The organism is Streptomyces sp. NPDC058279 (genome assembly GCF_042881255.1).
In the GTDB taxonomy this organism is placed as follows: Bacteria; Actinomycetota; Actinomycetes; order Streptomycetales; family Streptomycetaceae; genus Streptomyces.
The window spans coordinates 180,760-205,228 of the sequence record NZ_JBHVYA010000006.1 but is presented as its reverse complement, the minus strand read 5'-3'; the positions used below and the strand labels follow the sequence as shown (position 1 = coordinate 205,228).

Genomic DNA, 24,469 nt, shown 5'->3' with positions numbered 1-24,469 from the left:
GTCGCGCCCGCCCCTACAGCTCGTGACCGAGATCCGCGGCCAGCCGCGTCACCAGGTCGTGCGCCGCGTCGGGGATCACCGTGCCCGGCAGGAAGACCGACGTCGCGCCCATCTCCAGCAGCGTCGGGACGTCCGCCGGCGGGATCACCCCACCCACCACGATCATGATGTCCTCGCGGCCCTCCTCCGCCAACTGCTCGCGCAGCGCCGGGACGAGGGTCAGGTGACCGGCCGCCAGCGACGACACGCCCACCACGTGGACGTCCGCCTCGACGGCCTGGCGGGCCACCTCCGCCGGGGTCTGGAACAGCGGGCCGACGTCCACGTCGAAGCCCAGGTCGGCGAAGGCCGTCGCGATCACCTTCTGGCCGCGGTCGTGTCCGTCCTGGCCCATCTTCGCAACCAGGATGCGCGGACGACGGCCCTCCGACTCCTCGAACCGGTCGATCAGCGCACGCGTGCGCTCCACGGACGGGGACTCGCCTGCTTCGGTGCGGTACACACCCGAGATCGTACGGATCTGGCTCGCGTGCCGCCCGTACACCTTCTCCAGTGCGTCGGAGATCTCACCGACCGTCGCCTTGGCGCGCGCCGCGTCCACCGCCAGCGCGAGGAGGTTGCCGTCCCCACGCCCGGCCGCGTTCGTCAGCGCCCGCAGCGTGTCCTGCGTACGCGCCTCGTCCCGCTCCGCGCGCAGCCGCCGCAGCTTCTCGATCTGCCGGCTGCGCACCGAGGAGTTGTCGACCTTGAGGACCTCGATCGCCTCGTCGTTCTCCACCCGGTACTTGTTCACGCCGATCACCGGCTGCCGCCCCGAGTCGATCCGCGCCTGCGTGCGCGCGGCGGCCTCCTCCACGCGCAGCTTCGGGATGCCGGCGTCGATGGCCTGCGCCATGCCGCCGGCCGCCTCGACCTCCCGGATGTGCTGCCACGCCCGGCGCGCCAGGTCGTACGTGAGCTTCTCCACGTACGCGCTGCCGCCCCACGGGTCGATCGTCCGGCAGGTCCCCGACTCCTGCTGGAGCAGCAACTGCGTGTTGCGGGCGATGCGCGCCGAGAAGTCCGTCGGCAGGGCGAGCGCCTCGTCCAGCGCGTTCGTGTGCAGCGACTGGGTGTGGCCCTGCGTCGCGGCCATCGCCTCGACACAGGTGCGCGTCACGTTGTTGAAGACGTCCTGCGCCGTCAGCGACCAGCCCGAGGTCTGCGAGTGGGTGCGCAGCGACAGGGACTTGGCGTTCTTCGGGTCGAACTCCTTGACCAGCCGGGCCCACAGCAGCCGCGCGGCGCGCAGCTTCGCGACCTCCATGAAGAAGTTCATGCCGATCGCCCAGAAGAACGACAGGCGCGGTGCGAACGCGTCCACGTCCAGCCCCACCGCCTGTCCGGCGCGCAGGTACTCCACGCCGTCCGCCAGGGTGTACGCCAACTCCAGGTCGGCCGTGGCCCCCGCCTCCTGGATGTGGTACCCGGAGATGGAGATGGAGTTGTACCTCGGCATGTTCCGCGAGGTGAAGGAGAAGATGTCCGAGATGATCCGCATCGAGGGCTTCGGCGGATAGATGTAGGTGTTGCGGACCATGAACTCCTTGAGGATGTCGTTCTGGATGGTCCCGGCGAGCTTGTCGGGGGAGACGCCCTGCTCCTCCGCCGCCACGATGTAGAGCGCGAGGACCGGCAGCACCGCGCCGTTCATCGTCATCGACACCGTCATCTTGTCCAGCGGGATGCCGTCGAACAGCTGCCGCATGTCGTAGATCGAGTCGATCGCCACGCCCGCCATGCCGACGTCGCCCGTCACCCGCGGGTGGTCGCTGTCGTAACCGCGGTGCGTGGGCAGGTCGAACGCGATCGACAGGCCCTTCTGGCCGGCCGCGAGGTTGCGCCGGTAGAAGGCGTTGGACTCCTCCGCCGTGGAGAAACCCGCGTACTGGCGGATGGTCCAGGGCTGGTTGACGTACATCGTCGGGTACGGGCCGCGCAGGTACGGGGCCACACCCGGGTACGTCCGCAGGAAGTCCAGGCCCTCCAGGTCGGCCCCGGTGTACAGCGGCTTCACGCCGATGCCCTCCGGGGTCTCCCACAGCAGGTCCGCGGCGGCCGTGCCGGTGGACTCCTTGACGGCGGCCCGCCACTGCTCCTCGGAACCGGCGGGGGCCGCCCCGGAGTTCAGTGGGAGCTCGGAGAAATCGGGGATCGCGGTGCTCAAGACGCCACCTTCATCCGGTCGAGTACGGAGGACAGTACGGCGACGGCGTCGCAGCCGGCGAAGACGTACTCGTCCACTGCGGCCTGCGCGGTGCCGGGCTTCCCGGCCAGGAACACGGTCGTCGCGCCCGCCGAGCGCAGCGCGGCGGCCACCGCCTCGGCCTGCTCCTCGTACAGCGCGTCGCTGGAGCACAGCACCGCCATGCCGTCCGCGCCGCTCGCCGCGTACGCCGCGGCGGCCGTGTCCGGGTCCACCGACACCGGGTCGTGGACCGGCTCGACACCGCCCGCCTGGAACAGGTTCGCGGCGAAGGTGGCGCGCGCGGTGTGCGCGGCCGCCGGGCCGAGCGCGGCGAGGAAGATCCTCGGCCGGGCGCCGGTGGCCGCCAGGTGCGCGTCGCTGCGGGCGCGCAGCGCCTCGTACGCCTCGTCGCGCCGGACGCGCGGCAGACCGCCCGTCGGGCCCGCGGGGGCGGGCTCGCGGACGACCGGCTTCTCCGACAGGTGCGGGAACTCGCTGACACCGGTGATGGGTTCGCGGCGCTTGGCCAGCTTCGCGGAGCGCACGGCCCAGGTGGCGGCGAGCCGTTCGGCGACCAGACCGGAACGCAGGGCGGCCGCCTGGCCGCCCGCCTTCTCGACGGTCCGGAAGAACTCCCAGGCGGCTTCGGCGAGTTCGTCGGTGAGCTGCTCGACGTAGTACGAGCCGCCGGCCGGGTCGATCACCCGGGCCAGGTACGACTCCTCCAGCAGGATGGTGGAGGTGTTGCGGGCGATCCGGCGCGCGAACGCGTCCGGCAGGCCCAGCTCGTGGTCGAAGGGCAGCACGGTGACGGCGTCCGCGCCGCCCACGCCCGCCGCCATGCAGGCGACGGTGGTGCGCAGCATGTTCACCCACGGGTCGCGCCGGGTCATCATCACCGGCGAGGTCACCGCGTGCTGGCGCTGCGTACCCGCGTCCGGGGCGCCGCAGGCGTCGGCGACCCGGGCCCACAGGCGGCGCGCGGCGCGCAGCTTGGAAATGGTCAGGAACTGGTCGGCGGTCGCGGCGTAGCGGAACTCCAGCTGTCCGAGGGCCGCGTCGATGCCCAGACCGGCCTCCGTGAGGGCCCGCAGGTACGCGACGCCGGTGGCCAGCGAGAGGCCCAGCTCCTCGGCGGCGCTGCCGCCGGCCTCGTGGTAGGGGAGGGCGTCCACGGTCAGGGCCCGTACCTGGGGCCAGGCGGCGGCCGTCTCGGCGGCGAGGGCGGCGGCTTCGGCGAGGGCCGGCCGCTCACCCGTACGGGCTTCATGGCCCAGCGGGTCGGCGCCGAGGGAGGCGTGGGCGGCCTCGGGAGCCACCCCGCGCTCGGCGTACAGGGCCAGCAACGCGCGGGCCGCGTCGGCGTACCGGGCGCCGGCGTCGAGGGTGATGGGGGCGAGGTCGAGGTAGACGCCCTCCAGGGCGCGGCCGAGGCCGGTGACGGGGAGGCCGCCTTCGCCGACGGTGAGCCACAGGGAGGTGGTGCCGTTCTCCAGGTCGGCCAGCGCGGCCTCGTTCACCCGCGCCGGATCGGTCCCGGCGAGCCGCTGGCGCACGTCCCAGCCGGCGGCGGAGGTGCCTTCGGGCCGGCCGCCGCGTACGAAGGGGGCGAACCCGGGGAAACCGGTCGCGTCCTCGCCGGGGCGTGCGGTGTAGAGCGGGCGGGTGCGGAGCCCGTCCTCGAGTGTCGTGGACAGCGCGTCTTCAGCTGCCTCGCCGGTGACTTCCTTGCCCGACTTGCGCAGTACGCCCTCAACCAGGCGCTGCCACTGCTCATGTGTCGCGTCAGGAAACTCGGCGGCCAGGGAGAGCCCGTCGTCAGGCAGGACCGTCATGGCTCGAATGCTAGGGGGGCCGCTCAATCGAGACCATAACCGCCGGATGTGATCTCGCACTCGCAGGTCAGACCCCACCCTCCGGCGTCGCCCGCCGCCCCCACCGGCCGCGTACGCGGGGCGGGCGTGCGGGCCGGCCGGTCGACGGGCGCGGGGGGCCACCGTGGCGGGGGCGTTGCAGAGGCGTGAAATCCGGCCACCCTTTTCGGCCGTTCCGGATGCCCCGCCGCGCCCCTGGGAACGGGCGAAGGTCCAGGTCAGGCCCCTGCGGACACCCTCGGTGGGGCCCGATCGGAGGCCGCCGCACGGGGGTTGACCACCGGCCGGCCCGCTGACACGCTCCGGGACATGTCCGCGAACGAGTACCTCGCCCCGCGGCTCCACACCCCCGGCTCCTGTACCGCGCCGGGCGAGTGTCAGGGCCGCTGTCCGGCCCCCCGCCGCGCCTGAGCGCCGCGCCCCCGCCGCGACCCCGTCGCACCCCCGCCCGGCCTGAGCGCCGCGCCCCCACCGCGCCCCGCCATGCCCGCCGCGCGCCCCTTCGCCACACCCCTGCCCCGCACCGGCACCTTCCCCGTGCCCGGTGTCCCTTCCGCTGCGGAAAACGAACCCGTACGCACCTCCAGGGAGCTCCCATGACCACCGCCACCACCGCCGCCGTCACCGTCACCAAGATCGGCGGCCGGATCGGCGCCCACATCGACGGCGTCCGCCTCGGCGGCGACCTCGACGCCACCACCGTCGCCGAGATCCGCGCCGCGCTCCTCGCCCACAAGGTCGTCTTCTTCCACGGTCAGGACCACCTCGACGAGGTCGGTCACGAAGCCTTCGCCCAACTGCTCGGCACCCCCGTCGCGCACCCCACCGTCCCCTCCGCGGACGGCCGTTACGCCCTCGGCATCGACTCCCACCACGGCGCCCGCGCCAACCAGTGGCACACCGACGTCACCTTCGTACCCGCGTACCCGGCCTTCTCCATCCTGCGCGCCGTCACCATCCCCCCGTACGGTGGCGACACCCTGTGGGCCAACACCGCCACCGCCTACGCCCACCTCCCCGAGCCGCTCCGCGTCCTCGCCGACGGCCTGCGCGCCGTCCACTCCAACGAGTACGACTACGCGGCCCTGCGCCCCGACGCCCTCCCGGAGGCACTGGCCCAGTACCGCGAGGTGTTCACCTCCACGAAGTTCCTCACCGAGCACCCGGTCGTCCGCGTCCACCCCGAGACCGGCGAACGCACCCTGCTCCTCGGCAACTTCGTCCAGCGGATCAGTGGCCTCACCGGCCGCGACTCCCGCCTCCTGCTCGACCTCTTCCAGGCACACGTCGAGAGCCCCGAGAACACCGTCCGCCACCGGTGGCAGACCGGTGACGTGGCGATCTGGGACAACCGCGCCACCCAGCACTACGGCGTCGACGACTCCGACGACCACGAGCGCACCCTCCGCCGCGTCACCGTCGACGGCGACGTCCCGGTCGGCCCGGACGGGGTCCCGTCCCGCCTGATCAGCCCGGAGAACGTGCCCGACCCCGCCTTCGGAATCGCCTCCGGCGCCTCCACGGCCACGACCTGACCGGACACGGCCCGACCGACCGCCGCCGGACCGACCGCCGCCCCGGTCTCCGCCGACCGCCCCTTCCCCGCCCCGTCGCACCAGGAGCTCCCCGTGCCCAGACTCCTCGCCCTCACCGGCAGCCCGTCCGTCCACTCCCGTACCGCCGTCGTCGCCGACCACGTCCTGCGCCGCCTCACCCATGCCGGCTTCGAGACCGAGCACCTCGCCCTGCGCGAGCTGCCCGCCGCGGACCTCCTCTCCGCCCGGCGCGGCGAGCCGGAGATCCGCCGCGCCCTCGAAGCCGTGGCCGCGGCCGACGGCCTCGTCATCGCGACGCCGGTCTACAAGGCCTCGTACACCGGCCTGCTCAAGGCGTTCCTCGACCTGCTCCCGCAGGACGGCCTCGCGGGCAAGACCGTGTTGCCGCTGGCCACCGGCGGCAGCCTCGCCCACGTGCTGACCATCGACTACGCCCTGCGCCCGGTCCTCGCCGCGCTCGGCGCCCGCCACGTCACCGCCGGCCGGTTCGTGCTGGACTCCGCGGTCGAGCGCGGCGCCGGTCCCGACCGACTGCGGCCGGAGGCGGAGCTGGACCTCTTCCAGGCGGTCGACGAGTTCGCCGAGGCCCTGCGCGCCGCGGACCCGGCCGCCCTCACCCCCGCCCCGTAACCCACGGATTGCGTAACCCCTGGACTCCGTAACCCTCCACGGATTGCGCGACCCTCCACAGACCCCGCGACCCTTCACAGCCCGCGACAAGGACCAGCCATGCCCGCAGCGTTCACCCCGACCCCCACCTCCCGGCGCCAGTTCCTCACCCTGCTCGGCATCTCGGCGGCCGCGGTGAGCTGCGGCACGGCCACCGCCACCGGCGGCTCCGGCGGCCAGGGCAAGCAGGTCACCACCCTCAAGTACCAGGGCTCCGTAGGCGCGGTCACCCTCCCCGAGCTGGCCGCCGACCTCGGCTACCTCGGCGGACTCAGCCTCGAATGGGTCGGCAACACCATCAGCGGCCCCCAGGACATCCAGTCCGCCGCCACCGGCCAGACCCACTTCGGCGGAGCCTTCAACGGCGCGATCGTCAAGCTGGCCGCCAGCAAGGCCCAGATCCAGGCCGTCGTCTCCTACTACGGCTCCGACAAGGACACGTACCTCGGCTACTACGTCCTGGAGGACAGCCCGATCCGCACCGCCCGCGACCTGATCGGCAAGAAGGTCGGCATGAACACCCTGGGCGCCCACGCCCAGGCCCTCCTCGACATCTACCTGGAGCGCAACGGCCTCTCCAAGGCGGACGGGGACAAGGTCGAATCCCTCGTCGTCCCGCCCGTCAACACGGAACAGGCCCTCAGGCAGAAGCAGATCGAGGTCGGTGTGCTCAGCGGCGTCCTGCGCGACAAGGCCCTGGCGACCGGCGGGATACGCCCGCTGTTCAAGGACTTCGAGCTGCTGGGCGCCTTCAGCGCCGGCTCGTACGTGATGACGCGGCGCTTCATCAAGGAGAACCCCGACACCGTACGCACCTTCACCACCGGGGTCGCCAAGGCCATCGAGTGGTCCCGCACCACCCCGCGCGAGGAGGTCATCGCCCGGATGACGGAGATCATCAAGAAGCGCGGCCGCAACGAGGACACCTCGACCCTCCAGTACTGGCGCTCGTACGGGGTCGCCGAGAGCGGCGGCCGCATCGCCGACAAGGAGTTCCAGCTCTGGCTGGACTGGCTCGGCGGGCGCGGCGAGATCAAGAAGGGCCAACTCAAGCCGGGCGATCTCTACACCAACGAGTTCAACGCGCTGGGGAAGGGCTGACGACCGCCATGGCGAAGATCGTGTTCGACTCGGTGACGAAGACCTTCCCGACCAAGCACAAGAAGGACGGCGGGAACAAGGGGGAGTTCACCGCCCTCGACGGCATCGACCTGGAGATCGAGGCGGGCGAGTTCCTCGTGGTCGTCGGCCCCAGCGGCTGCGGCAAGTCCACCCTCCTGGACCTCCTCGGCGGCCTCACCCGGCCCACCGCCGGCCGGATCCTGCTCGACGGCGAACCCGTCACCGGTCCCGGCCTCGATCGGGGCATCGTCTTCCAGCAGTACGCGCTGCTGCCCTGGCGGACCGCCCTCGGCAACATCGAGTTCGGCCTGGAGGCGCGGGGCGTCCCACGCGGTCAACGAAAGCAACGGGCCCGGGAGTTCCTGGACCTCGTCGGCCTGACCGGCTTCGAGGACCGGCACCCGCACGAGCTGTCCGGCGGTATGCGCCAACGCGTCGCGATCGCCCGCTCGCTCGCCTACGACCCGGACGTGCTGCTGATGGACGAGCCGTTCGCCGCCCTCGACGCCCAGACCCGCGAATCGCTCCAGGACGAGCTGCGACGCATCTGGCAGCGCACCGGAAAGACGGTCGTGTTCATCACCCACGGCATCGAAGAGGCCGTGTACCTCGGTCAGCGGGTCGCCGTCATCACCTCCCGCCCCGGGCGCGTCAAAGCGGTCGTCCCCGTGTCGTTCGGCGCCCGCGGCGCCGGGGCCACGGGAGAGGACCTGCGTTCCAGCCCCGAGTTCGCCCGCTACCGGCACGAGATCTGGACGCTGCTGCACGACGAAGTGGCCCGCGCCCAGGAACTGGAGAAGGAGGAGGCCACCGTATGAGCACCGGAACCGACACCACGCCCCTCGTCGTACCGCCCGTCGCCCCTGCCACCGCGCCCACCGCGGCGGTACGGAGCCCCGCGCGCCCGGCGCCGCCGGCCCGACGGGCCACGGACCGCCCGGCGGGCCGCGCGGCAGCCGTCGGCGCGTCGGCACTGCGCCGGCTGGGCTCGGCGCTGCTGCGCTCCGCGGCGATCATCGCCCTGCTCGCGGTCTGGGAGGCGGCGCCGCGGCTGGGTCTGGTCGACGCGACGTTCCTGCCCCCGGTCAGCGAAGTGGCCCGCGCCTGGTGGGAGCTGCTCGGCGACGGGCAACTCGCCGAACACACCCAGGCCAGCCTCGTCCGCTCGTTCGGCGGGTTCGCCATCGCCGTCGTGATCGCGGTCCCGCTGGGCCTGCTGATCGGTTGGTACCGGCCGGTCGCCGTCCTGCTCGGGCCGCTGCTGGAGGTCTTCCGCAACACGGCGGCCCTCGCGCTGCTGCCGGTCTTCGTCCTGCTGCTGGGCATCGGCGAGACGTCCAAGGTCTCGATCGTCGTCTACGCCTGCGTCTGGCCGATCCTGCTGAACACCATCAGCGCGGTGGGCAACGCCGACCCCACACTGGTGAAACTGGCCCGCTCGATGGACCTGTCCACGCCGCGGCTCTTCCAGAAGGTGATCCTGCCCGCCTCGGTGCCCGCCATCTTCACCGGCATCCGGCTGGCGGGCGCGGTGTCGATCCTGGTCCTCGTCGCCGCCGAGATGATCGGCGCCAAGGCGGGGCTGGGCTATCTGATCAACGCCTCGCAGTTCAATTTCGCCATTCCCCAGATGTACGCGGGCATCGTGACCATCTCCGCGATCGGAGTGGCCTTCAACCAGCTCCTCGTCACCGTCGAACGCCGCCTCAGCCTCTGGCGCGTCCCCGCCTGACCTCCGGAGTCCCGACCCGCGCAGTCCCCGCCGACCCGCGGCGTCCCGGCCCGACCCGCGCACCACCCGTACCCACCCCGAGGAAACAGCTCATGACCGCACCGCGGACCCTCCACCTCAACGCCTTCCTGATGAACGCGGGGCACCACGACGCCGCCTGGCGCCACCCCGACAGCAGCCCCGAGCGCGTCACCGACCTGCGGTACTTCCAGGAACTGGCCCGTACCGCCGAACGCGGCCGGCTCGACTCGATCTTCTTCGCCGACGGCCTCGCCCTCTGGGGCAAGGCCCGCTACAACGCCCTCGGCGGCTTCGAGCCGCTCACCCTGCTCTCCGCCATCGCCGCCGTCACCGAACACATCGGGCTGATCGCCACCGTCTCGACGACCTTCAACGAGCCCTTCCACACCGCCCGCAAGTTCGCCTCCCTCGACCACATCAGCAACGGTCGCGCGGGCTGGAACATCGTCACCTCCGGCACCGTCGACGAAGCCCGCAACTTCAACCGGGACGAGCACCTGGAGCACCGCCTGCGCTACGAGCGCGCCCGCGAGTTCCTCGACGTCGCCACCAAGCTCTGGGACAGCTGGGAGGACGACGCGATCGTCCTCGACAAAGAGCGCGGCATCTACGCCGACACCGACAAGCTGCACCCCGCCGCCCACCGCGGCGAGCACTTCGGCGTGGCCGGGCCGCTCAATGTGCCGCGGTCCCCGCAGGGCCACCCGCTGCTGGTGCAGGCCGGCTCCTCCGAGGACGGCAAGGAGTTCGCCGCCCAGTACGCCGAGGCGGTCTTCACCGCGCAGCAGACCCTCGCCGACGGCGAGACCTTCTACAAGGACCTCAAGTCCCGCCTCGCCAAGTACGGCCGCGCCGAGAGCGACCTGCTGGTGCTGCCCGGCATCGCACCCGTGATCGGGTCCACGGAGGCCGAGGCCAAGGCCCTGGAGCAGCAGCTCACCGACCTCCAGGTGCCCGAGTACGGGCTGGCGCAGCTCTCCGGCATGCTCGGCACGGACCTCACCGGCCTGCCCCTCGACGGTCCGCTGCCCGAACTCCCCGAGGAGCGGGACATCAACGGCAACAAGAGCCGTTTCACGCTTGTCGCCGAACTCGCCCGGCGCGACGGCCTCACCCTGCGCGAGCTGATCGCCCGCCTCGGCGCCGGTCGCGGCCACCGGGTCTTCGCCGGGACCCCGGAGCAGATCGCCGACCAGTTGGAGGAGTGGTTCACGCGGGGCGCCGCCGACGGCTTCAACATCATGGCGCCCGTACTGCCCACCGGTCTGACCGACTTCGTCGACCACGTCGTGCCGATCCTCCAGCGCCGCGGCCTGTTCCGGACCGAGTACACGGGTCGCACCCTGCGCGAGAACTACGGCCTGGCCCGCCCGGCGAACCGTTACGTCAGCGAACCCGCCTGAGCGGGACGGCCACCCGTCGACCGCAGCCCGTCGACCGCAGCCCGCAGGCCGCCCGGAGCCTACCGCTCCGGGCGGTCTGCGGCGTTTGCCCGTTCGCCGGCGCGCCCCGCCCTCAGACGGTGAGGACGATCTTGCCCCGGATCCGGCCGCCGGCACTCAGCTCCCACGCCCTGGCCGCCTCGTCGAGCGGCAGGGCGTGCGCCACGTTCACCGTCAACTTCCCGGCGTCGGCCAAGTCCGCCAGGAAGGTCAGATCGGCGCGGTCGGGCCGGGCCCATGGGCGGTGTGCGCCCTTGGCCGCACCGTCCGGGTCGACCAGGGACGCCACCCGGTCGCGCTTCTTGACCAGCGGCTGGAGGAGCTCGATGCCGTCCCCGTAGAAGTCGAGGCCCGCGTCGATGCCCTCGGGCGCCAGTTCGCGGATCCGGTCCGCGACCCCCTCGCCGTAGAGCACGGGCTCGGCGCCGAGCGAGCGCAGGTAGTCGTGGTTGTGCGCGCCGGCGGTCCCGATGACGCGCAGGCCCAGTGCCACCGCGATCTGCACGCCGAAGGACCCGGTGCCGCCCGCCGCGGAGTGGATGACGACGGTCTCGCCCGCGCTCGCGCCGACCCGGGTCAGCGACTGGTAGGCGCTCAGACCGGCCAGCGGGATGCCCGCGGCCTCTTCGAAGCCCAGGGTGCGGGGCTTGTGCGCGATCGTCCGGACCGGCGCGGAGACCAACTCGGCGTAAGTGCCCAGCTCCACCCACTCCTTGCGAACGTACCCGTACACCTCGTCGCCGACGGAGTGGTCGAAGGTGTCGTCGCCGACCGCCTCGACCACACCCGCCACGTCCCAGCCGGGTATGACGGGAAAACGGACTTCGAGCGTCGAGTCGAGGAAACCGGCGGCGAGCTTCCAGTCCACCGGATTGACGCCCGCCGCCTTGACGCGGACGAGGACCTCGCCGGGGCCCACCCGGGGGTGCGGTACGTCAACGAGCGCGAGTTCCGCGGGACTTCCGTACGCGTTGTATGTGATTGCCTTCATGGACGTTCCAACGGAATCGGGCGCCCCCTGTATCCGCCGATCCCACATTGGTCTGTTTCTGGTTTGTTTTCGGCCGGATCTCTGTGTTCCGGTGTGACGTTCGGGGCCCGGGGACGGTCCGCGGGCCGGCCCCGGGCACGCGCGCCTCGTGTCGGTGTTGGGCTGAACGGGTGAAACGAGAGAGGATGGCGGGATGCACATGAAGCGCGCGGCCGAGGCGGTCCGGTGAGCAGGTACGACGTCACGGACGAACAGTGGGAGGGACTCGCGCAGGTGGTCCCCCTGCGCAGTCGCAACGAGTGGCCCTCCCGGGTGGACCACCGCACGATTCCCGCGAGGCCCGGGACTTCGGCCGCCGAGCAGCAGCGGCGCTTCGTGGTCATCCGGGTCCAGATCTTCGCCGACGCCCGTGAGGTGGCGGAGTACCTGATCGCGCAGATCCCGGTGCTGCTGGACCTGACGGGGGCGGACACCGAGGTGGCGAAGCGCATCCTGGACTTCAGCAGTGGTGTGGTCTTCGGGCTGGGCAGCGGGATGCACCGGGTCGACCGTAACGTGTTCCTGCTGGCGCCGGTCGGCACCGAGGTCGAGGGCATCGCGGCCGCAGCCGTCCCCCGATCGTAGGAAGGTCCCGGCGGCGGAACGGTTCGCCGGGGCCGCCCCGGTCGCGGCGGCCCGTACTGTCCGGCGCATGGACGCCACCTTGGACGCCGGGCTCGCCGGCGGGCCGTACGCGGGACTCGACGCGGGACGTGATGCCGGACCGGGCGCAGGACTCTGCGCCGGACTTGGTGCCGGACCGGATGTAGGGCAGGAGGTGGGTCCGGATCTCGGGCCGGGCCCCGGCCCCGGCCGCGGCGAGGGCACCGCTCCCGACGCCGGGCCCGGCGCGGAGGGACCGGTCCACCAGCGTCCCGCCGTCACCGAGTTACGCCTCGCCGCCTTCGGCGCGCACCGGTCAGCCGCCTTCCCGCTGGGGCCGATCACCCTGTTCGCCGGCCCCAGCGGCAGCGGCAAGTCCCAGGTCCTGGACGCCTACGGGGCCCTGTCCCGGCTCGCGTCCGGCGCCACCCTGGTCGAGGCGTTCCCCGACCCCCGCGCCCGGGTGCCCGAGCGGGCCGTGCCCGACGCGGAACGCCGGCGCGGCTTCCGGCTCGGCTGCACCGTCGACGGGCCCGTCGGGCCGGTCCGGCTGGACCTCGCCGTCCAGGCCGAGCCCACGCTGCGCCTCGTCGGCGAACGGCTCACCCAGGACGGGCAGATCCTGCTCACCACCGCCCTGCGCGACCCGGGCCGGCGTACCGTCCAGGCCGCCTGGCTGACCGGCGGAGCCGCCGGCGTGACCCGCGCCCCGCTCCCGGACGACCGACTCGGCACCGCCCTGCTGCCGCTGCGCGTCGCCGGGTCCACGGCCGGGCAGCGACGCGTCCTGGCCGCCGCCGAGCAAGTGGTGGTCGCGCTGCGCTCGGTGTTCCCCTGCGACCCCCGCCCGGAGCGGATGCGGGGCGCCGTCCGGCCGGGGTCGGGGCGGCTGCGCGGCGACTGCGCGAACCTGGCCGACGTACTGCGCCGGACCCGCCAGGAGTGCGGTACCCGCCACGCGCTGCTCACCGGAGCCGCCCGTACCGGCTGTGCGGGACCGGTGGCCGGGCTGGACGTACGGTCGGACCCGGACGGCTTGGTCACGGCGCTGCTGGACCGGGGACCCGCCGCGCCGGCCACGGAGCTGGGCCGCCTCGGGGCGGGCGAACTGCGCTTCCTCGCGCTGGCGCTGGTGCTGCTGACCGGCCCGGGCGTGTTGGCCGTCGACCCGGCCGCCGAACTGCTCTCCGCGCAGCAGGCCCTCACCGTGCTCGCGGACGGGTTCGACCAAGGCCTCGACGGGCGGCAGCGCGCCGAACTGCTGCGCCTGGCGCTGCTGTCGTGCGCGCGCGGCCACATCCGGTTGGCCGCGGCGATCGGGGAGGAGACGGCGGGAACCGCCCGCGCCCTCCCGGGCGTCTCGGTGGTAGACCTGGGTACATGAGCGACACGCACGACCCGCGCGGTTCCGACGACTCCCGAGACCCGTACGACTCCCGAGGCCCGCACGATCCCCGAGACGTGCCCGACACCGGTGGTGGGAAGCCGGACGAACGGCTCTACCGGCTCCAGCGGCGGCTGGCCGACTTCGCGGCCGCCCGCGACTGGGCCGAGTACCACACCCCGAAGAACCTGGCTGTGGCGCTGAGCGTGGAGGCGTCCGAACTGGTCGAGATCTTCCAGTGGCTGACTCCGGAACAGTCGGCGAAGGTCATGGAACGGCCCGAAAGCGCGGGCCGGGTGGCCGATGAGGTCGCCGATGTCCTGGCGTACCTGCTGCAGTTCTGTGAGGTTCTGGGGGTGGATGTGCTGGACGCGCTGGCCGCGAAGATCGAGAGGAACGAGCTCAGGTTCCCCCCGACGGGTGGTTCCGGCCCGAATCGTCACTCTTCGGAGTGATGGCGTCATCCACAACCATGTTTGTGTCCACAGATTTCCGAATACCCCTGGCTTTACTGGCTCGTTGCCTTCACTCTGGGTAGTGAGGGAATGGCGGCATGTCGTGCGGACGGGGGACGGCATATGGATGCGGTACGGCTTATCGCGGCCGGCCGGCACGCGCTGGCACAGAGCGGGGCTGCGTGGGACATCGTGAGCGAAGCCTGGCAGGCCCAGGCGTTGACGCAGGGGATAGGGAGTTGGCTGGCGGTCGCGGGGCCGCCGGAGTTGAGAGCGGAGTCGCGCGGGCTGGGTGAAGCGGGAGGCAGAGGCTGTGGGCTGCTCGACCCGGGGGCCGTGCGTGGCGAGGGCAGCGTGCCCGACTATCCGCCGAGAGCCGCGCAGCTGACCGGCGTGGCGGATGTCCGGCAGGCGTTGCTCGGACTCCAGGCATTGCTCGGCGAGGTCGGCATAGCGCTGGTCGGGGTGGCGTGTGGCACCGATGACGAGACGCTGTACTGGCAGTGCATAGAGTCGATCGACGCCGCTGACGAGTCGAGCGACCGGGTACGGGCCCTCCTGCGCCGTATCACCGTGCGCGAACGCGGCTCCGCCTCCGGCGTGCCGTGACCCGCCGGGTCGGGCCGTACGGTCCGCACCACGGGTGGCGAGCGGGCCGCCGGCACCGCTCCGCCGGTCGCTGGGAACCCAGGCCGACGGTGCCGGTCAGGCCGACCGGTGCGCGGCCCCGTCGCTCGGAACCGTGCCGCCCGGTACCGTGCCGCCCGGAACCGTGCTGCTCGGAGTCGCGTCGCCCGTAGGTGAGCTGCCGCTCCGTGCCAGGCCGACCGGGGCCGGCGGGGCGTCGGTGGGCTTGCGCTCCGTGGAGGACTGGAGGTCGGCGTCGAGCCGGGACAGGTCGGCGTTCAGCGCCGCCATCAGCTCCTCCATCTGCCGGAGCAGTCCCCTGGGCGGGCCGCCCGCCGGGGCGGGAGCGGCTGCGGCCGACTCCCGAGGGTCCCCGGCCGGTCCCTGGTCGTGCGCTGCCTGCCCGGTCGGGCCGGTGCGCGTGTTCTGTCGGCGGGTCTCCGGCACGGCCTCGTGGGACATGGCGGCCTCCTCGGCCCTGGCCCATCCGCGGGGGAAGGGGCGGTGGACGCGCCGGACGGGGGCCGCCGGCGCGCGGGCCGGCGGTCCGGCTCCGTCCGAGCCAACGATCACCCTCCACGCCGGTCACTGGCGCGGCGCGCCGGGAGCGTTCCGGTTGACGCGGATTCACCCGGCAGGGGCCGGCGGGGCAGGATAGGGAGCATGGATCTTCGCATTTTCACCGAGCCGCAGCAGGGTGCGAGCTACGAGACCCTCCTGCAGGTCGCCCGGGCCACCGAGGAACTCGGCTTCGACGCGTTCTTCCGCTCCGACCACTACGTCCGGATGGGCTCCGGTGACGGGCTGCCCGGCCCCACCGACGCCTGGATCACCCTCGCCGGTCTGGCCCGCGAGACCAAGCGGATCCGGCTGGGCACGCTGATGACGGCCGGCACGTTCCGGCTGCCGGGCGTGCTCGCCATCCAGGTGGCGCAGGTCGACCAGATGTCCGGCGGCCGCGTGGAACTCGGTCTCGGCGCGGGCTGGTTCGAGGAGGAGCACAAGGCGTACGGCATCCCGTTCCCGGCGGACCGGATGGCCCGGCTGGAGGAGCAGCTCGCCATCGTCACCGGTCTGTGGGCCACCCCGCCCGGCGACACCTTCGACTACCGGGGCGTCCACTACCAGGTGGAGAACTCCCCGGCGCTGCCCAAGCCCGCCCAGGCCAAGGTGCCCGTGCTCATCGGCGGGCACGGAGCGAAGCGCACCCCGCGCCTGGCCGCCCGGTACGCGGACGAGTTCAACATGCCGTTCGCGTCCATCGCGGACAGTGAGCGCCAGTTCGGCCGGGTCCGGGAGGCCGCCCGGGAAGCCGGCCGCGAGCCCGAGGACCTCGTCTACTCCAACGCCCTCGTGGTGTGCGTCGGCAAGGACGACGCCGAGGTGGCCCGCCGGGCCGCCGCCATCGGTCGCGACGTGGACGAACTCAAGGCCAACGGTCTGGCGGGTTCCCCCGCCGAGGTCGTGGAGAAGATCGGCGCCTACGGTGCCATCGGCTCCTCCCGCGTCTACCTCCAACTGCTCGACCTCCACGACCTCGACCACCTGGAGCTGATCTCCTCCCAGGTGCTGTCCCAGATCGGCTGAGGGAGGCTGACCGCCGTGACCCGCGCGCCCGGCCCGCTCGCCGCCGCACTCGCCCGCAGGGCCGTGCTCCTGGACGGCGGCCTGAGCAACCAGCTCGCCGCCCAGGGCTGCGACCTGTCCGGCGGGCTCTGGACGGGCCGGGTGCTCGCCGAGCGGCCCGACCAGGTGGAGGCCGCCCACACCGCGTACGCGCGGGCCGGCGCGGAGGTGCTCATCACCGCGAGCTACCAGATCGGGTACCGGGCGCCGGAAGCCGAGGTACTGCTGCGCCGCGGCGTCGCCCTGGCCGACCGCGCGGCCCGGGCGGCGGACCACGAGGTCTGGGTGGCCGCCTCGGTCGGCCCGTACGGGGCGGTGCTCGCGGACGGCTCCGAGTACCGCGGCCGGTACGGGCTCGCCGTCGCGGAACTGGCCGACTTCCACCGGCCCCGGATCGAGACGCTGGTGGAGGCGGGGCCCGACGTCCTGGCCCTGGAGACCATCCCGGACACCACCGAGGCCGAGGCCCTGCTCGGCGTGCTCTCCGGGTCGGGCGTCCCCGCCTGGCTCAGCTACACCGTGGCCGACGGCCGCACCCGGGCCGGTCAGCCCCTCGCGGAGGCGTTCGCGCTGGCGGCGCAAGCGCCCGAGGTCATCGCGGTCGGCGTCAACTGCTGCGACCCGCAGGACGTGGGGCCCGCCCTCGAAGCGGCCGCCTCCGTCACCCGTAAGCCGCTCCTGGCCTACCCGAACGACGGCTCGGTCTGGGACGCGGCCACCGGCCGGTGGCACGCCCCGCCCACCCCGCCCCCCTGGGACGTCCCCGCCTGGCTCGCCACGGGCGCCCGCCTCCTCGGCGGCTGCTGCCGCATCGACCCCGCCGCCGTCACCGCCCTCGGCGCCCGGCTGTCCTGAGGTGTGCACGGGTGCGGGGGGACGGGGTCGCCGCCCGGCCGGGGGCGTAAAGGTGTCGCCCCCGCACGGCCGGTAATTAGGTCGTATGGGGGAACTTTCGCCGAGAACTCCGGGAAACCGGCCGGCGGGATCGTTCATCCAGGGCAGCGGAATGTCCGCGACCCTGGAAGGACGGAACGTCACCTATGAAGATGACCGCGCGCGGAAGCATTGCGGCGCTCATGACCTGTATGGCCGCGGCCGGCGCGGCCACCCCGGCCGTGGCCGACTCGGTTCCGGTGGGTGTCCCGCTGGACGCCGTGAAGACCACGCTGGGCGTGGACACCCCGCGCGTGGCCACCGGGGTGCCGGTGCCGATGGTCGGCGCACCCGAAGCGCCGCGCTTCCACACCGGAGACCTGCTCCCGACCCCACTCCTGCCGGTGATCCCGATCGGCACGGATCTCGGGCACACCCTCGTCGCCTCCCCGGTGCCCAACCTGGCGGGCAGCCCCGCCACGGACGGCGAGGGTTCGCTGGACGCCCCGGACACGCGGCTGCTCGCCCGTACCCCCGGTGCGATCGTCGGCGCCCCGCTGTCCATGCCGGACGGCGGCAACTTCGGTATCCCCAACGTGATCACCCCGAAGCTGGGGCTGAGCGCCCCGGAACTCGTCGGCACCCCGACGGCGCTTCTCGGCCTGCGCTGAGCACTCCGCGGACAAGGCCCGGCCGACCCCGGGTCAAGGCCGTCCGGTCTGGGAACGTGTACGGCATGGGATTCCATGTCGACTCCGAGACCGGCCGGCTGCGCCGCGTCATCCTCCACCGGCCCGATCTGGAGCTGAAGCGGCTCACTCCGAGCAATAAGGACGCCCTCCTCTTCGACGACGTGCTGTGGGTGCGCCGCGCCCGCCAGGAGCACGACGGCTTCGCGGACGTGCTGCGCGACCGGGGCGTCGAGGTGCACCTCTTCGGTGACCTGCTCCGCGAGGCCCTGGAGATCCCGGAGGCGAGACACCTCGTCCTGGACCGGGTGTTCCACGAGAAGGAGTACGGTCCGCTCGCCACCGACCACCTGCGTCAGATCTTCGACGGCCTGACCTCGGACCGGCTGGCGGAGGCGCTGGTCGGCGGCATGACCAAGCGCGAGTTCCTGGAGCGGCACGCCGAGCCGGTCTCCGTCCGCTTCCACGCCCTGGAGCTGGACGATTTCCTGCTCCAGCCGTTGCCCAACCACCTGTTCACCCGGGACACCTCCGCCTGGATCTACGACGGCGTCTCCATCAACGCCATGCGCTGGCCGGCCCGGCAGCGCGAGACCGTGCACTTCGAGGCGATCTACAAGCACCACCCGGTGTTCACGTCATCCGGGGCCTTCCACTACTGGTCGCAGGGCCTGGCCGACTACCCGTCCACCATCGAGGGCGGTGACCTGCTGGTCATCGGCAACGGCGCGGTGCTGATCGGGATGAGCGAGCGGACGACGCCGCAGGCGGTGGAGATGCTGGCGCGCGGCCTGTTCGCCGCCGGGTCCGCGACGAGCATCGTGGCGCTGGACATGCCCAAGCGCCGGGCCTTCATGCACCTGGACACGGTGATGACGATGGTGGACGCAGATACGTTCACTCAGTACGCGGGCCTGGGCATGCTCCGCTCCTACACGATCGAGCCCGGCGCCGGCGCGAGCGAGCTGAAGGTGACCGACCACCCGCCGGAGCACATGCACCGGGCGATCGCCGAGGCCCTCGGGCTCGGCGCCATCAGGGTGCTCACCGCCACCCAGGACGTGCACTCCGCGGAGCGCGAGCAGTGGGACGACGGCTGCAACGTGTTGGCGGTCGAACCGGGGGTGGTCGTCGCCTACGAGCGGAACGTCACCACCAACACCCACCTGCGCAAGGAGGGCATCGAGGTGATCGAGATCCCCGGCAGCGAACTCGGCCGGGGCCGGGGCGGCCCGCGCTGCATGAGCTGCCCGGTGGAGCGGGACGCCGGCTGACCCGAGGCCCAGGGCTACGGGGGGTCTGTATATCAATACGGGCAGTCGTATAGACTTCCAACATCCCCTGTCAGCGTCATCCTGGAGCGTCCCCATGGCCACCGACCTCGTCGGCCGCAGTTTCCTCAAGGAGCTCGACTTCACCGCCGCCGAGTTCCGCGGTCTGATCGAGCTCGCCGCCGCCCTCAAGGCCGCCAAGAAGAACGGCACCGAGCAGCAGTACCTGCGCGGTCGCAACATCGCGCTGATCTTCGAGAAGACCTCCACGCGCACCCGCTGCGCCTTCGAGGTCGCCGCCGCCGACCAGGGCGCCCACACCACCTACCTCGACCCTTCCGGTTCCCAGATGGGTCACAAGGAGTCGGTCCGCGACACCGCCCGCGTCCTCGGCCGGATGTTCGACGGCATCGAGTACCGCGGCGACAGCCAGGCCGCCGTCGAGGACCTGGCCGCGTACGCCGGCGTGCCCGTCTTCAACGGCCTCACCGACGACTGGCACCCCACCCAGATGCTGGCCGACCTGCTCACCATGACCGAGCACTGCGCCCGTCCGCTGGAGCGGATCGCGTTCGCCTACCTCGGCGACGCGCGGTTCAACATGGGCAACTCCTACCTGGTGACCGGCGCCCTGCTGGGCATGGACGTACGGATCGTCGCGCCGAAGGCGTACTGGCCGGCCGAGTCGGTGGTGACGGCGGCGCGCGCCCTGGCCGAGCGGAGCGGCGCCCGGATCACCCTGACCGAGGACATCGCCGAGGGCGTCGCCCGGGCCGACTTCGTCATCACCGACATCTGGGTGTCCATGGGCGAGCCCAAGGAAGTCTGGGACGAGCGGATCCGGCTGCTGTCCCCGTACGCCGTGACCATGGACGTGCTGCGCGCGACCGGCAACCCGGACGTGAAGTTCATGCACTGCCTGCCGGCCTTCCACGACCTCGGTACCCAGGTGGCCCGGGACATCCACGCCCGGCACGGCCTGGAGTCCCTGGAGGTGACGGACGAGGTGTTCGAGTCGGCGCACTCGGTCGTCTTCGACGAGGCCGAGAACCGGCTGCACACCATCAAGGCCGTCCTCGTGGCGACCCTCGCCGCGCCGGGCGCCGACCTGCCCGCATAGGCATACGCGAGGCGTCCCCGGGGCCGGTCCGTCAGGGCCGGCCCCTTCGTGTCCCCGGCGGGGCGGCCTCTCCGGCGGGGCGGGCGGCCGACGAGGAGTGCGCCGTCGCGGAGTGCGGCCGTCGAGCCATCGCGTTTCTGTGACGGCAGTCACGAGTCGGTGATACCGTCGGGTCCGTGAGCCCCTTCATCGGTTCCACCCCAGCGACCGAACGGTGGCGCCACCTCCGGGTGACCCGGCAGGACGGCGTGGCCACCGTCACCCTCGACCGGCCCGAGAAGCTGAACGCCCTCACCTTCGGCGCCTACGCCGACCTCCGCGATCTGCTCGCCGAACTCTCCCGCGAACGTTCCGTGCGCGCCCTCGTGCTGGGCGGCGAGGGACGCGGCTTCTGCTCCGGCGGAGACGTGGACGAGATCATCGGCGCCACCTTGGCCATGGACACCGCCCAACTCCTCGACTTCAACCGGATGACCGGCCAGGTGGTCCGCGCCGTCCGCGAATGCCCCTTCCCCGTCGTCGCCGCCGTCCACGGCGTGGCCGCCGGCGCCGGCGCGGTCCTCGCGCTCGCCGCCGACTTCCGCATCGCCGACCCCACCGCCCGCTTCGCCTTCCTCTTCACCCGCGTCGGCCTCTCCGGCGGTGACATGGGCGCCGCCTACCTGCTGCCCCGGGTCGTCGGCCTCGGGCATGCCACCCGGCTGCTGATGCTCGGCGAGCCCGTACGCGCCCCCGAGGCCGAGCGGATCGGCCTGCTCAGCGAGGTCACCGAGGAGGGCAAGGCCCACACCCGGGCCGCCGAGCTGGCCGCGCACCTGGCCGCCGGGCCCGCCCTCGCCTACGCCCAGACCAAGGCGCTGCTCACCGCGGAGCTGGACATGCCGCTGGCCGCCTCGGTCGAGCTCGACGCCAATACGCAGGCGCTGCTGATGCACGGAACGGACTACGCCGAGTTCCACGCCGCCTTCACCGGGAAGCGGCCGCCGCAGTGGAAGGGCAGGTAACGCCGTGCCCCTCGAAAGGAAGCTGCGGGTGGCCGTGGTGGGCGGGGGGCCCGGCGGGCTGTACTGCGCCGCGCTGCTGGCCCGGCAGGGCCACGCCGTCGAGGTCCGCGAACGCAACGCCCCCGACGACACCTTCGGCTTCGGCGTGGTCCTCTCCGACGAGACGCTGGGCGGGATCGAGCGCGCCGACGCCGTCGTCCACGCCGCACTGAGCGCGGAGTTCACCCGCTGGGACGACGTCACGGTGGTGCACCGGGGCCGGATGCTGACCTCCGGCGGCCACGGCTTCGCCGCGCTCGGACGGCGCCGGCTGCTGGAGATCCTGCACGAGCGCTGCGCCGACCTCGGGGTGACGCTCCGCTTCCACACCGAGGCGCCGGACGCGCTCGCGCTCGCCGCCTCGTACGACCTGGTGGTCGCGGCGGACGGGGTGCACAGCGCGACCCGGGAGAGCGGGGCCGCGCACTTCCTGCCGACGGAGACGACCGGCCGCTGCCGCTACATCTGGCTCGCCGCCGACTTCGCCTTCGACTCGTTCCGCTTCGAGATCGCCGAGACCGAGCACGGGGTGATGCAGCTGCACGGATACCCGTACGCCGCCGACTCCTCCACGGTGATCATCGAGATGCGGGAGGAGGTCTGGCGGGCGGCCGGCCTCGACCTGTGCGACGAGGACGAATCGGCGGCCCGCTGCGCCAAGATCTTCGGCGAAGCCCTGCGGGGACGCCCGCTGCGCGGCAACAAGTCGACCTGGACCCGCTTCCGTACGGTCGTCAACGAGCGTTGGTCCCACGGCAACGTGGCCCTGCTCGGCGACGCGGCCCACACCGCGCACTTCTCCATCGGGTCCGGCACCAAACTGGCCGTGGAGGACGCCCTCGCGCTCGCCGAGGCCGTCCGCACCGAGCCGGACGTACCGGCCGCGCTGGCCGCGTACGAGGCGGCGCGGCGGCCGGCCGTCGCCAGTACCCAGCGCGCGGCGGCCGCCAGCATGCGCTGGTTCGAGGAGATCGCGGGCTACGTCGACCAGCCCGCCCGGCAGTTCGCGTTCAACCTGCTCACCCGCAGCCGTCGGGTGACCCACGACAACCTGCGACTGCGCGACGAACGGTTCACGCGGGCCGTGGAACGGGACTTCGGCTGCCCCGAGGAGGACGCGTCGCGGGCGAACACACCACCGATGTTCACCCCGTTCACCCTGCGCGGGCTGACCCTGCGCAACCGGGTCGTGGTCTCACCGATGGACATGTACTCGGCGCGGGACGGCGTGCCGGGCGACTTCCACCTGGTACACCTCGGCTCCCGGGCCCTCGGCGGCGCCGGCCTCGTCATGACCGAGATGGTCTGCGTCAGCGCCGAGGGCCGGATCACCCCGGGCTGCGCGGGTCTGTACACGGCGGAGCAGGCGGCCGCCTGGAAGCGGATCACGGACTTCGTCCACACCTCCGCGCCCGGAGCCGCGATCGGCGTGCAGCTCGGCCACTCGGGCCGCAAGGGCTCGACGAAGGTGATGTGGGAGGGCATGGACGAGCCCCTCCCGGAGGGGAACTGGCCGGTGGTGGCCGCGTCCGCGCTGCCGTACCGGCCCGGTGTCTCCGCCGTCCCGCGCGCCTTGGCCGCCGCCGACCTGGCCGCGATCCGCGCGGATTTCGCCGGGGCCGCCGGCCGGGCCGCCGAGAGCGGCTTCGACCTGCTCGAACTGCACTGCGCGCACGGCTACCTGCTGTCCGGGTTCCTCTCCCCCCTCACCAACCACCGCACCGACGCGTACGGCGGCCCTCTGGAGAACCGGCTCCGCTTCCCGCTGGAGGTCTTCGACGCGGTCCGTGAGGTCTGGCCCGAGGACCGTCCCATGACCGTCCGGCTCTCGGCCACCGACTGGGCCCCCGGCGGCACCACCCCCGAGGACGCCGAACGCGTCGCCGCCGCCTTCGCCGCCCACGGCGCGGACGCGATCGACGTGTCCACGGGCCAGGTGGTGGCCGAGGAGGCCCCGGAATACGGGCGGTCCTACCAGACCCCGTACGCCGACCGGATCCGCAACGCCCTGGGCGTCCCGGTGATCGCCGTCGGCGCGATCTCCTCCTGGGACGACGTGAACTCCCTGCTGCTGGCCGGCCGCGCCGACCTCTGCGCGGTGGGCCGCCCCCACCTCTACGACCCCCACTGGACCCTGCACGCCGCCGCCGACCAGTCCTACACCGGCCCGGCCGCGCCCTGGCCGGCCCCCTACCGCGCGGGCAGCCGCAAACCGCCGACCGGACGCGGGTAGGGCCACTCCTGCGGCCGGGGCCCGCGTCAGGGGGCGGCCCCCAGCACGACGCGGTCCTCGACCGGGGTGTAGCCGAGGCGCCGGTAGACGCCGTTGCTGGTGGCGTTGGACAGGTCCGTGAAGAGGAGCACCTCGGTGGCGCCGGCCGCGTACGCCGCCTCGCTCACGGCGTGCGTGACCCCGGCGGCGTACCCCCGGCCGCGCCGCTCCGGCGTGGTGTAGACGGGGCCGACGCGGGAGACCGAGGCGATGGGTCGGAAGAAGCCCGCCATGGACACGGGCACCCCCGCGTGCTCCCAGAGCAGCATCCCGCCGTACGAGATCCGGTGGCGCAAGGCCGCCTCGGAGGCGGTTCCGGGCTCTCCGGCCGCGCGCTTGAACGTGTCGATCCAGTCCGTCAGCAGCGGCAGATCCGCCTCGGTGGCCACCCTGGGCCGCCCCTCGGGCCCGGGGTTCGGGGTACGCAGGCCGGCCAGCCGGTACAGCCGGTGCTCCTGTGCGATCCGCGACGACGTGCCCCACGTCCTGGCCAGCAGCGGCGCGTCGGGGCGGCGGACGTTGACCTCGTCGACCGTGCCCGGCAGGGATCGGACGGTCAGCGCGGCGCCCAGCGCCTCCACCGCGGCGGCCGGCACCACGCCCAGCAGCATCGGGTGCGGCGGAGTGCACAGCAGGCCACCGGAGACCCTTCCGTCGGCGCCGGTCCACCAGCCGAAGAACGGGGTGCCGGGCCCGTAGGCCGTCGGCCCGCGCCGCTCCAGCGCGTCCATGACGGTCAGCAGGGAGGTGTTCTCCACGGGCCGCGCGGCGACGGTCGGGCCCGCGGCGGCCACGAAGGCGGCGAAATCGGAGCTGAAGGTCCAGGTCATGCA

The 24,469-nt window shown here is 72.8% G+C and carries 22 protein-coding genes; 17 read left to right on the top strand and 5 right to left on the bottom strand.

What is annotated here, in order from left to right; all coding sequences use genetic code 11:
- Window positions 1-13: 13 nt before the first annotated feature.
- Window positions 14-2,206, bottom strand: coding sequence for a methylmalonyl-CoA mutase (gene scpA / locus ACFVXJ_RS14610; protein WP_389662061.1), 2,193 nt, complete (start codon window positions 2,204-2,206; stop codon window positions 14-16).
- The gene (locus ACFVXJ_RS14605) at window positions 2,203-4,062 is read right to left on the bottom strand and encodes a methylmalonyl-CoA mutase family protein (protein ID WP_389662060.1); all 1,860 of its coding nucleotides are present in this window, start codon (window positions 4,060-4,062) and stop codon (window positions 2,203-2,205) included. The genes scpA and ACFVXJ_RS14605 overlap by 4 nt, the downstream gene beginning before the upstream one ends.
- A gap of 635 nt (window positions 4,063-4,697) precedes the next feature.
- Between ACFVXJ_RS14605 and ACFVXJ_RS14600 the strand changes: the two genes are divergently transcribed.
- The 6 genes from ACFVXJ_RS14600 (at window position 4,698) to ACFVXJ_RS14575 (ending at window position 10,604) form a co-directional block, all read left to right on the top strand.
- On the top strand, window positions 4,698-5,636 hold the full coding sequence (locus ACFVXJ_RS14600; protein ID WP_389662059.1) for a TauD/TfdA dioxygenase family protein: 939 nt from the start codon (window positions 4,698-4,700) through the stop codon (window positions 5,634-5,636).
- 93 nt (window positions 5,637-5,729) lie between these two features.
- Window positions 5,730-6,287, top strand: a complete 558-nt coding sequence (gene ssuE, locus ACFVXJ_RS14595; protein ID WP_389662058.1) for an NADPH-dependent FMN reductase — start codon at window positions 5,730-5,732, stop codon at window positions 6,285-6,287.
- A gap of 99 nt (window positions 6,288-6,386) precedes the next feature.
- Window positions 6,387-7,427: an ABC transporter substrate-binding protein gene (locus tag ACFVXJ_RS14590; protein WP_389662057.1), complete on the top strand. Its 1,041-nt coding sequence runs from the start codon at window positions 6,387-6,389 to the stop codon at window positions 7,425-7,427.
- 8 nt (window positions 7,428-7,435) lie between these two features.
- Window positions 7,436-8,266 carry an ABC transporter ATP-binding protein gene (locus ACFVXJ_RS14585; RefSeq protein WP_389662056.1) on the top strand — a complete coding sequence of 277 codons (831 nt, stop codon included), beginning with the start codon at window positions 7,436-7,438 and terminating at the stop codon, window positions 8,264-8,266.
- Window positions 8,263-9,180, top strand: a complete 918-nt coding sequence (locus ACFVXJ_RS14580; RefSeq protein WP_389662055.1) for an ABC transporter permease — start codon at window positions 8,263-8,265, stop codon at window positions 9,178-9,180. The genes ACFVXJ_RS14585 and ACFVXJ_RS14580 overlap by 4 nt, the downstream gene beginning before the upstream one ends.
- A 92-nt stretch (window positions 9,181-9,272) precedes the next feature.
- On the top strand, window positions 9,273-10,604 hold the full coding sequence (locus ACFVXJ_RS14575) for an LLM class flavin-dependent oxidoreductase (RefSeq protein ID WP_389662054.1): 1,332 nt from the start codon (window positions 9,273-9,275) through the stop codon (window positions 10,602-10,604).
- A gap of 112 nt (window positions 10,605-10,716) precedes the next feature.
- Here ACFVXJ_RS14575 and ACFVXJ_RS14570 read toward each other — a convergent pair whose 3' ends face one another.
- Window positions 10,717-11,634 carry an NADP-dependent oxidoreductase gene (locus tag ACFVXJ_RS14570; protein WP_389662053.1) on the bottom strand — a complete coding sequence of 306 codons (918 nt, stop codon included), beginning with the start codon at window positions 11,632-11,634 and terminating at the stop codon, window positions 10,717-10,719.
- A gap of 225 nt (window positions 11,635-11,859) precedes the next feature.
- Here ACFVXJ_RS14570 and ACFVXJ_RS14565 point away from each other — a divergent pair, with 225 nt between their 5' ends.
- The 4 genes from ACFVXJ_RS14565 (at window position 11,860) to ACFVXJ_RS14550 (ending at window position 14,724) form a co-directional block, all read left to right on the top strand.
- Window positions 11,860-12,258: a cell division protein SepF gene (locus ACFVXJ_RS14565; RefSeq protein ID WP_136212627.1), complete on the top strand. Its 399-nt coding sequence runs from the start codon at window positions 11,860-11,862 to the stop codon at window positions 12,256-12,258.
- 67 nt (window positions 12,259-12,325) lie between these two features.
- Complete coding sequence (locus ACFVXJ_RS14560; protein ID WP_389662052.1) at window positions 12,326-13,660, top strand: AAA family ATPase; 1,335 nt, start codon at window positions 12,326-12,328, stop codon at window positions 13,658-13,660.
- On the top strand, window positions 13,657-14,115 hold the full coding sequence (locus tag ACFVXJ_RS14555; RefSeq protein WP_389662051.1) for a nucleotide pyrophosphohydrolase: 459 nt from the start codon (window positions 13,657-13,659) through the stop codon (window positions 14,113-14,115). Before ACFVXJ_RS14560 ends, ACFVXJ_RS14555 begins: the two co-directional genes overlap by 4 nt.
- A gap of 123 nt (window positions 14,116-14,238) precedes the next feature.
- Window positions 14,239-14,724, top strand: a complete 486-nt coding sequence (locus ACFVXJ_RS14550) for a DUF6099 family protein (protein WP_389662050.1) — start codon at window positions 14,239-14,241, stop codon at window positions 14,722-14,724.
- Window positions 14,725-14,820: 96 nt separating this feature from the next.
- On the opposite strand, the gene ACFVXJ_RS14545 is transcribed toward ACFVXJ_RS14550, so the two are convergent.
- The gene (locus ACFVXJ_RS14545) at window positions 14,821-15,204 is read right to left on the bottom strand and encodes a hypothetical protein (protein ID WP_389662049.1); all 384 of its coding nucleotides are present in this window, start codon (window positions 15,202-15,204) and stop codon (window positions 14,821-14,823) included.
- Window positions 15,205-15,405: 201 nt separating this feature from the next.
- On the opposite strand from ACFVXJ_RS14545, the gene ACFVXJ_RS14540 reads away from it, so the two are divergent.
- The 7 genes from ACFVXJ_RS14540 to ACFVXJ_RS14510 all read left to right on the top strand — a co-directional run bounded on the left by ACFVXJ_RS14540 (window position 15,406) and on the right by ACFVXJ_RS14510 (window position 23,597).
- Window positions 15,406-16,329: an LLM class F420-dependent oxidoreductase gene (locus ACFVXJ_RS14540; RefSeq protein ID WP_389662048.1), complete on the top strand. Its 924-nt coding sequence runs from the start codon at window positions 15,406-15,408 to the stop codon at window positions 16,327-16,329.
- Window positions 16,330-16,344: 15 nt separating this feature from the next.
- Complete coding sequence (gene mmuM / locus ACFVXJ_RS14535; protein WP_389662047.1) at window positions 16,345-17,223, top strand: homocysteine S-methyltransferase; 879 nt, start codon at window positions 16,345-16,347, stop codon at window positions 17,221-17,223.
- Window positions 17,224-17,408: 185 nt separating this feature from the next.
- Window positions 17,409-17,912 (top strand): hypothetical protein, encoded by a 504-nt coding sequence (locus ACFVXJ_RS14530; RefSeq protein ID WP_389662046.1) that lies wholly within the window; start codon window positions 17,409-17,411, stop codon window positions 17,910-17,912.
- A 65-nt stretch (window positions 17,913-17,977) separates the two neighbouring features.
- On the top strand, window positions 17,978-19,204 hold the full coding sequence (locus tag ACFVXJ_RS14525; protein ID WP_389662045.1) for an arginine deiminase: 1,227 nt from the start codon (window positions 17,978-17,980) through the stop codon (window positions 19,202-19,204).
- A 94-nt stretch (window positions 19,205-19,298) separates the two neighbouring features.
- Window positions 19,299-20,321, top strand: a complete 1,023-nt coding sequence (gene argF, locus ACFVXJ_RS14520) for an ornithine carbamoyltransferase (protein WP_389662044.1) — start codon at window positions 19,299-19,301, stop codon at window positions 20,319-20,321.
- Between the two features lie 176 nt (window positions 20,322-20,497).
- The gene (locus tag ACFVXJ_RS14515; RefSeq protein WP_389662043.1) at window positions 20,498-21,325 is read left to right on the top strand and encodes an enoyl-CoA hydratase family protein; all 828 of its coding nucleotides are present in this window, start codon (window positions 20,498-20,500) and stop codon (window positions 21,323-21,325) included.
- A gap of 4 nt (window positions 21,326-21,329) precedes the next feature.
- Window positions 21,330-23,597, top strand: a complete 2,268-nt coding sequence (locus ACFVXJ_RS14510; protein WP_389662042.1) for a bifunctional salicylyl-CoA 5-hydroxylase/oxidoreductase — start codon at window positions 21,330-21,332, stop codon at window positions 23,595-23,597.
- 26 nt (window positions 23,598-23,623) lie between these two features.
- Here the strand turns inward: ACFVXJ_RS14510 and ACFVXJ_RS14505 are convergent, their stop codons facing one another.
- Complete coding sequence (locus ACFVXJ_RS14505; RefSeq protein WP_389662041.1) at window positions 23,624-24,466, bottom strand: GNAT family N-acetyltransferase; 843 nt, start codon at window positions 24,464-24,466, stop codon at window positions 23,624-23,626.
- Window positions 24,467-24,469 lie beyond the last annotated feature (3 nt).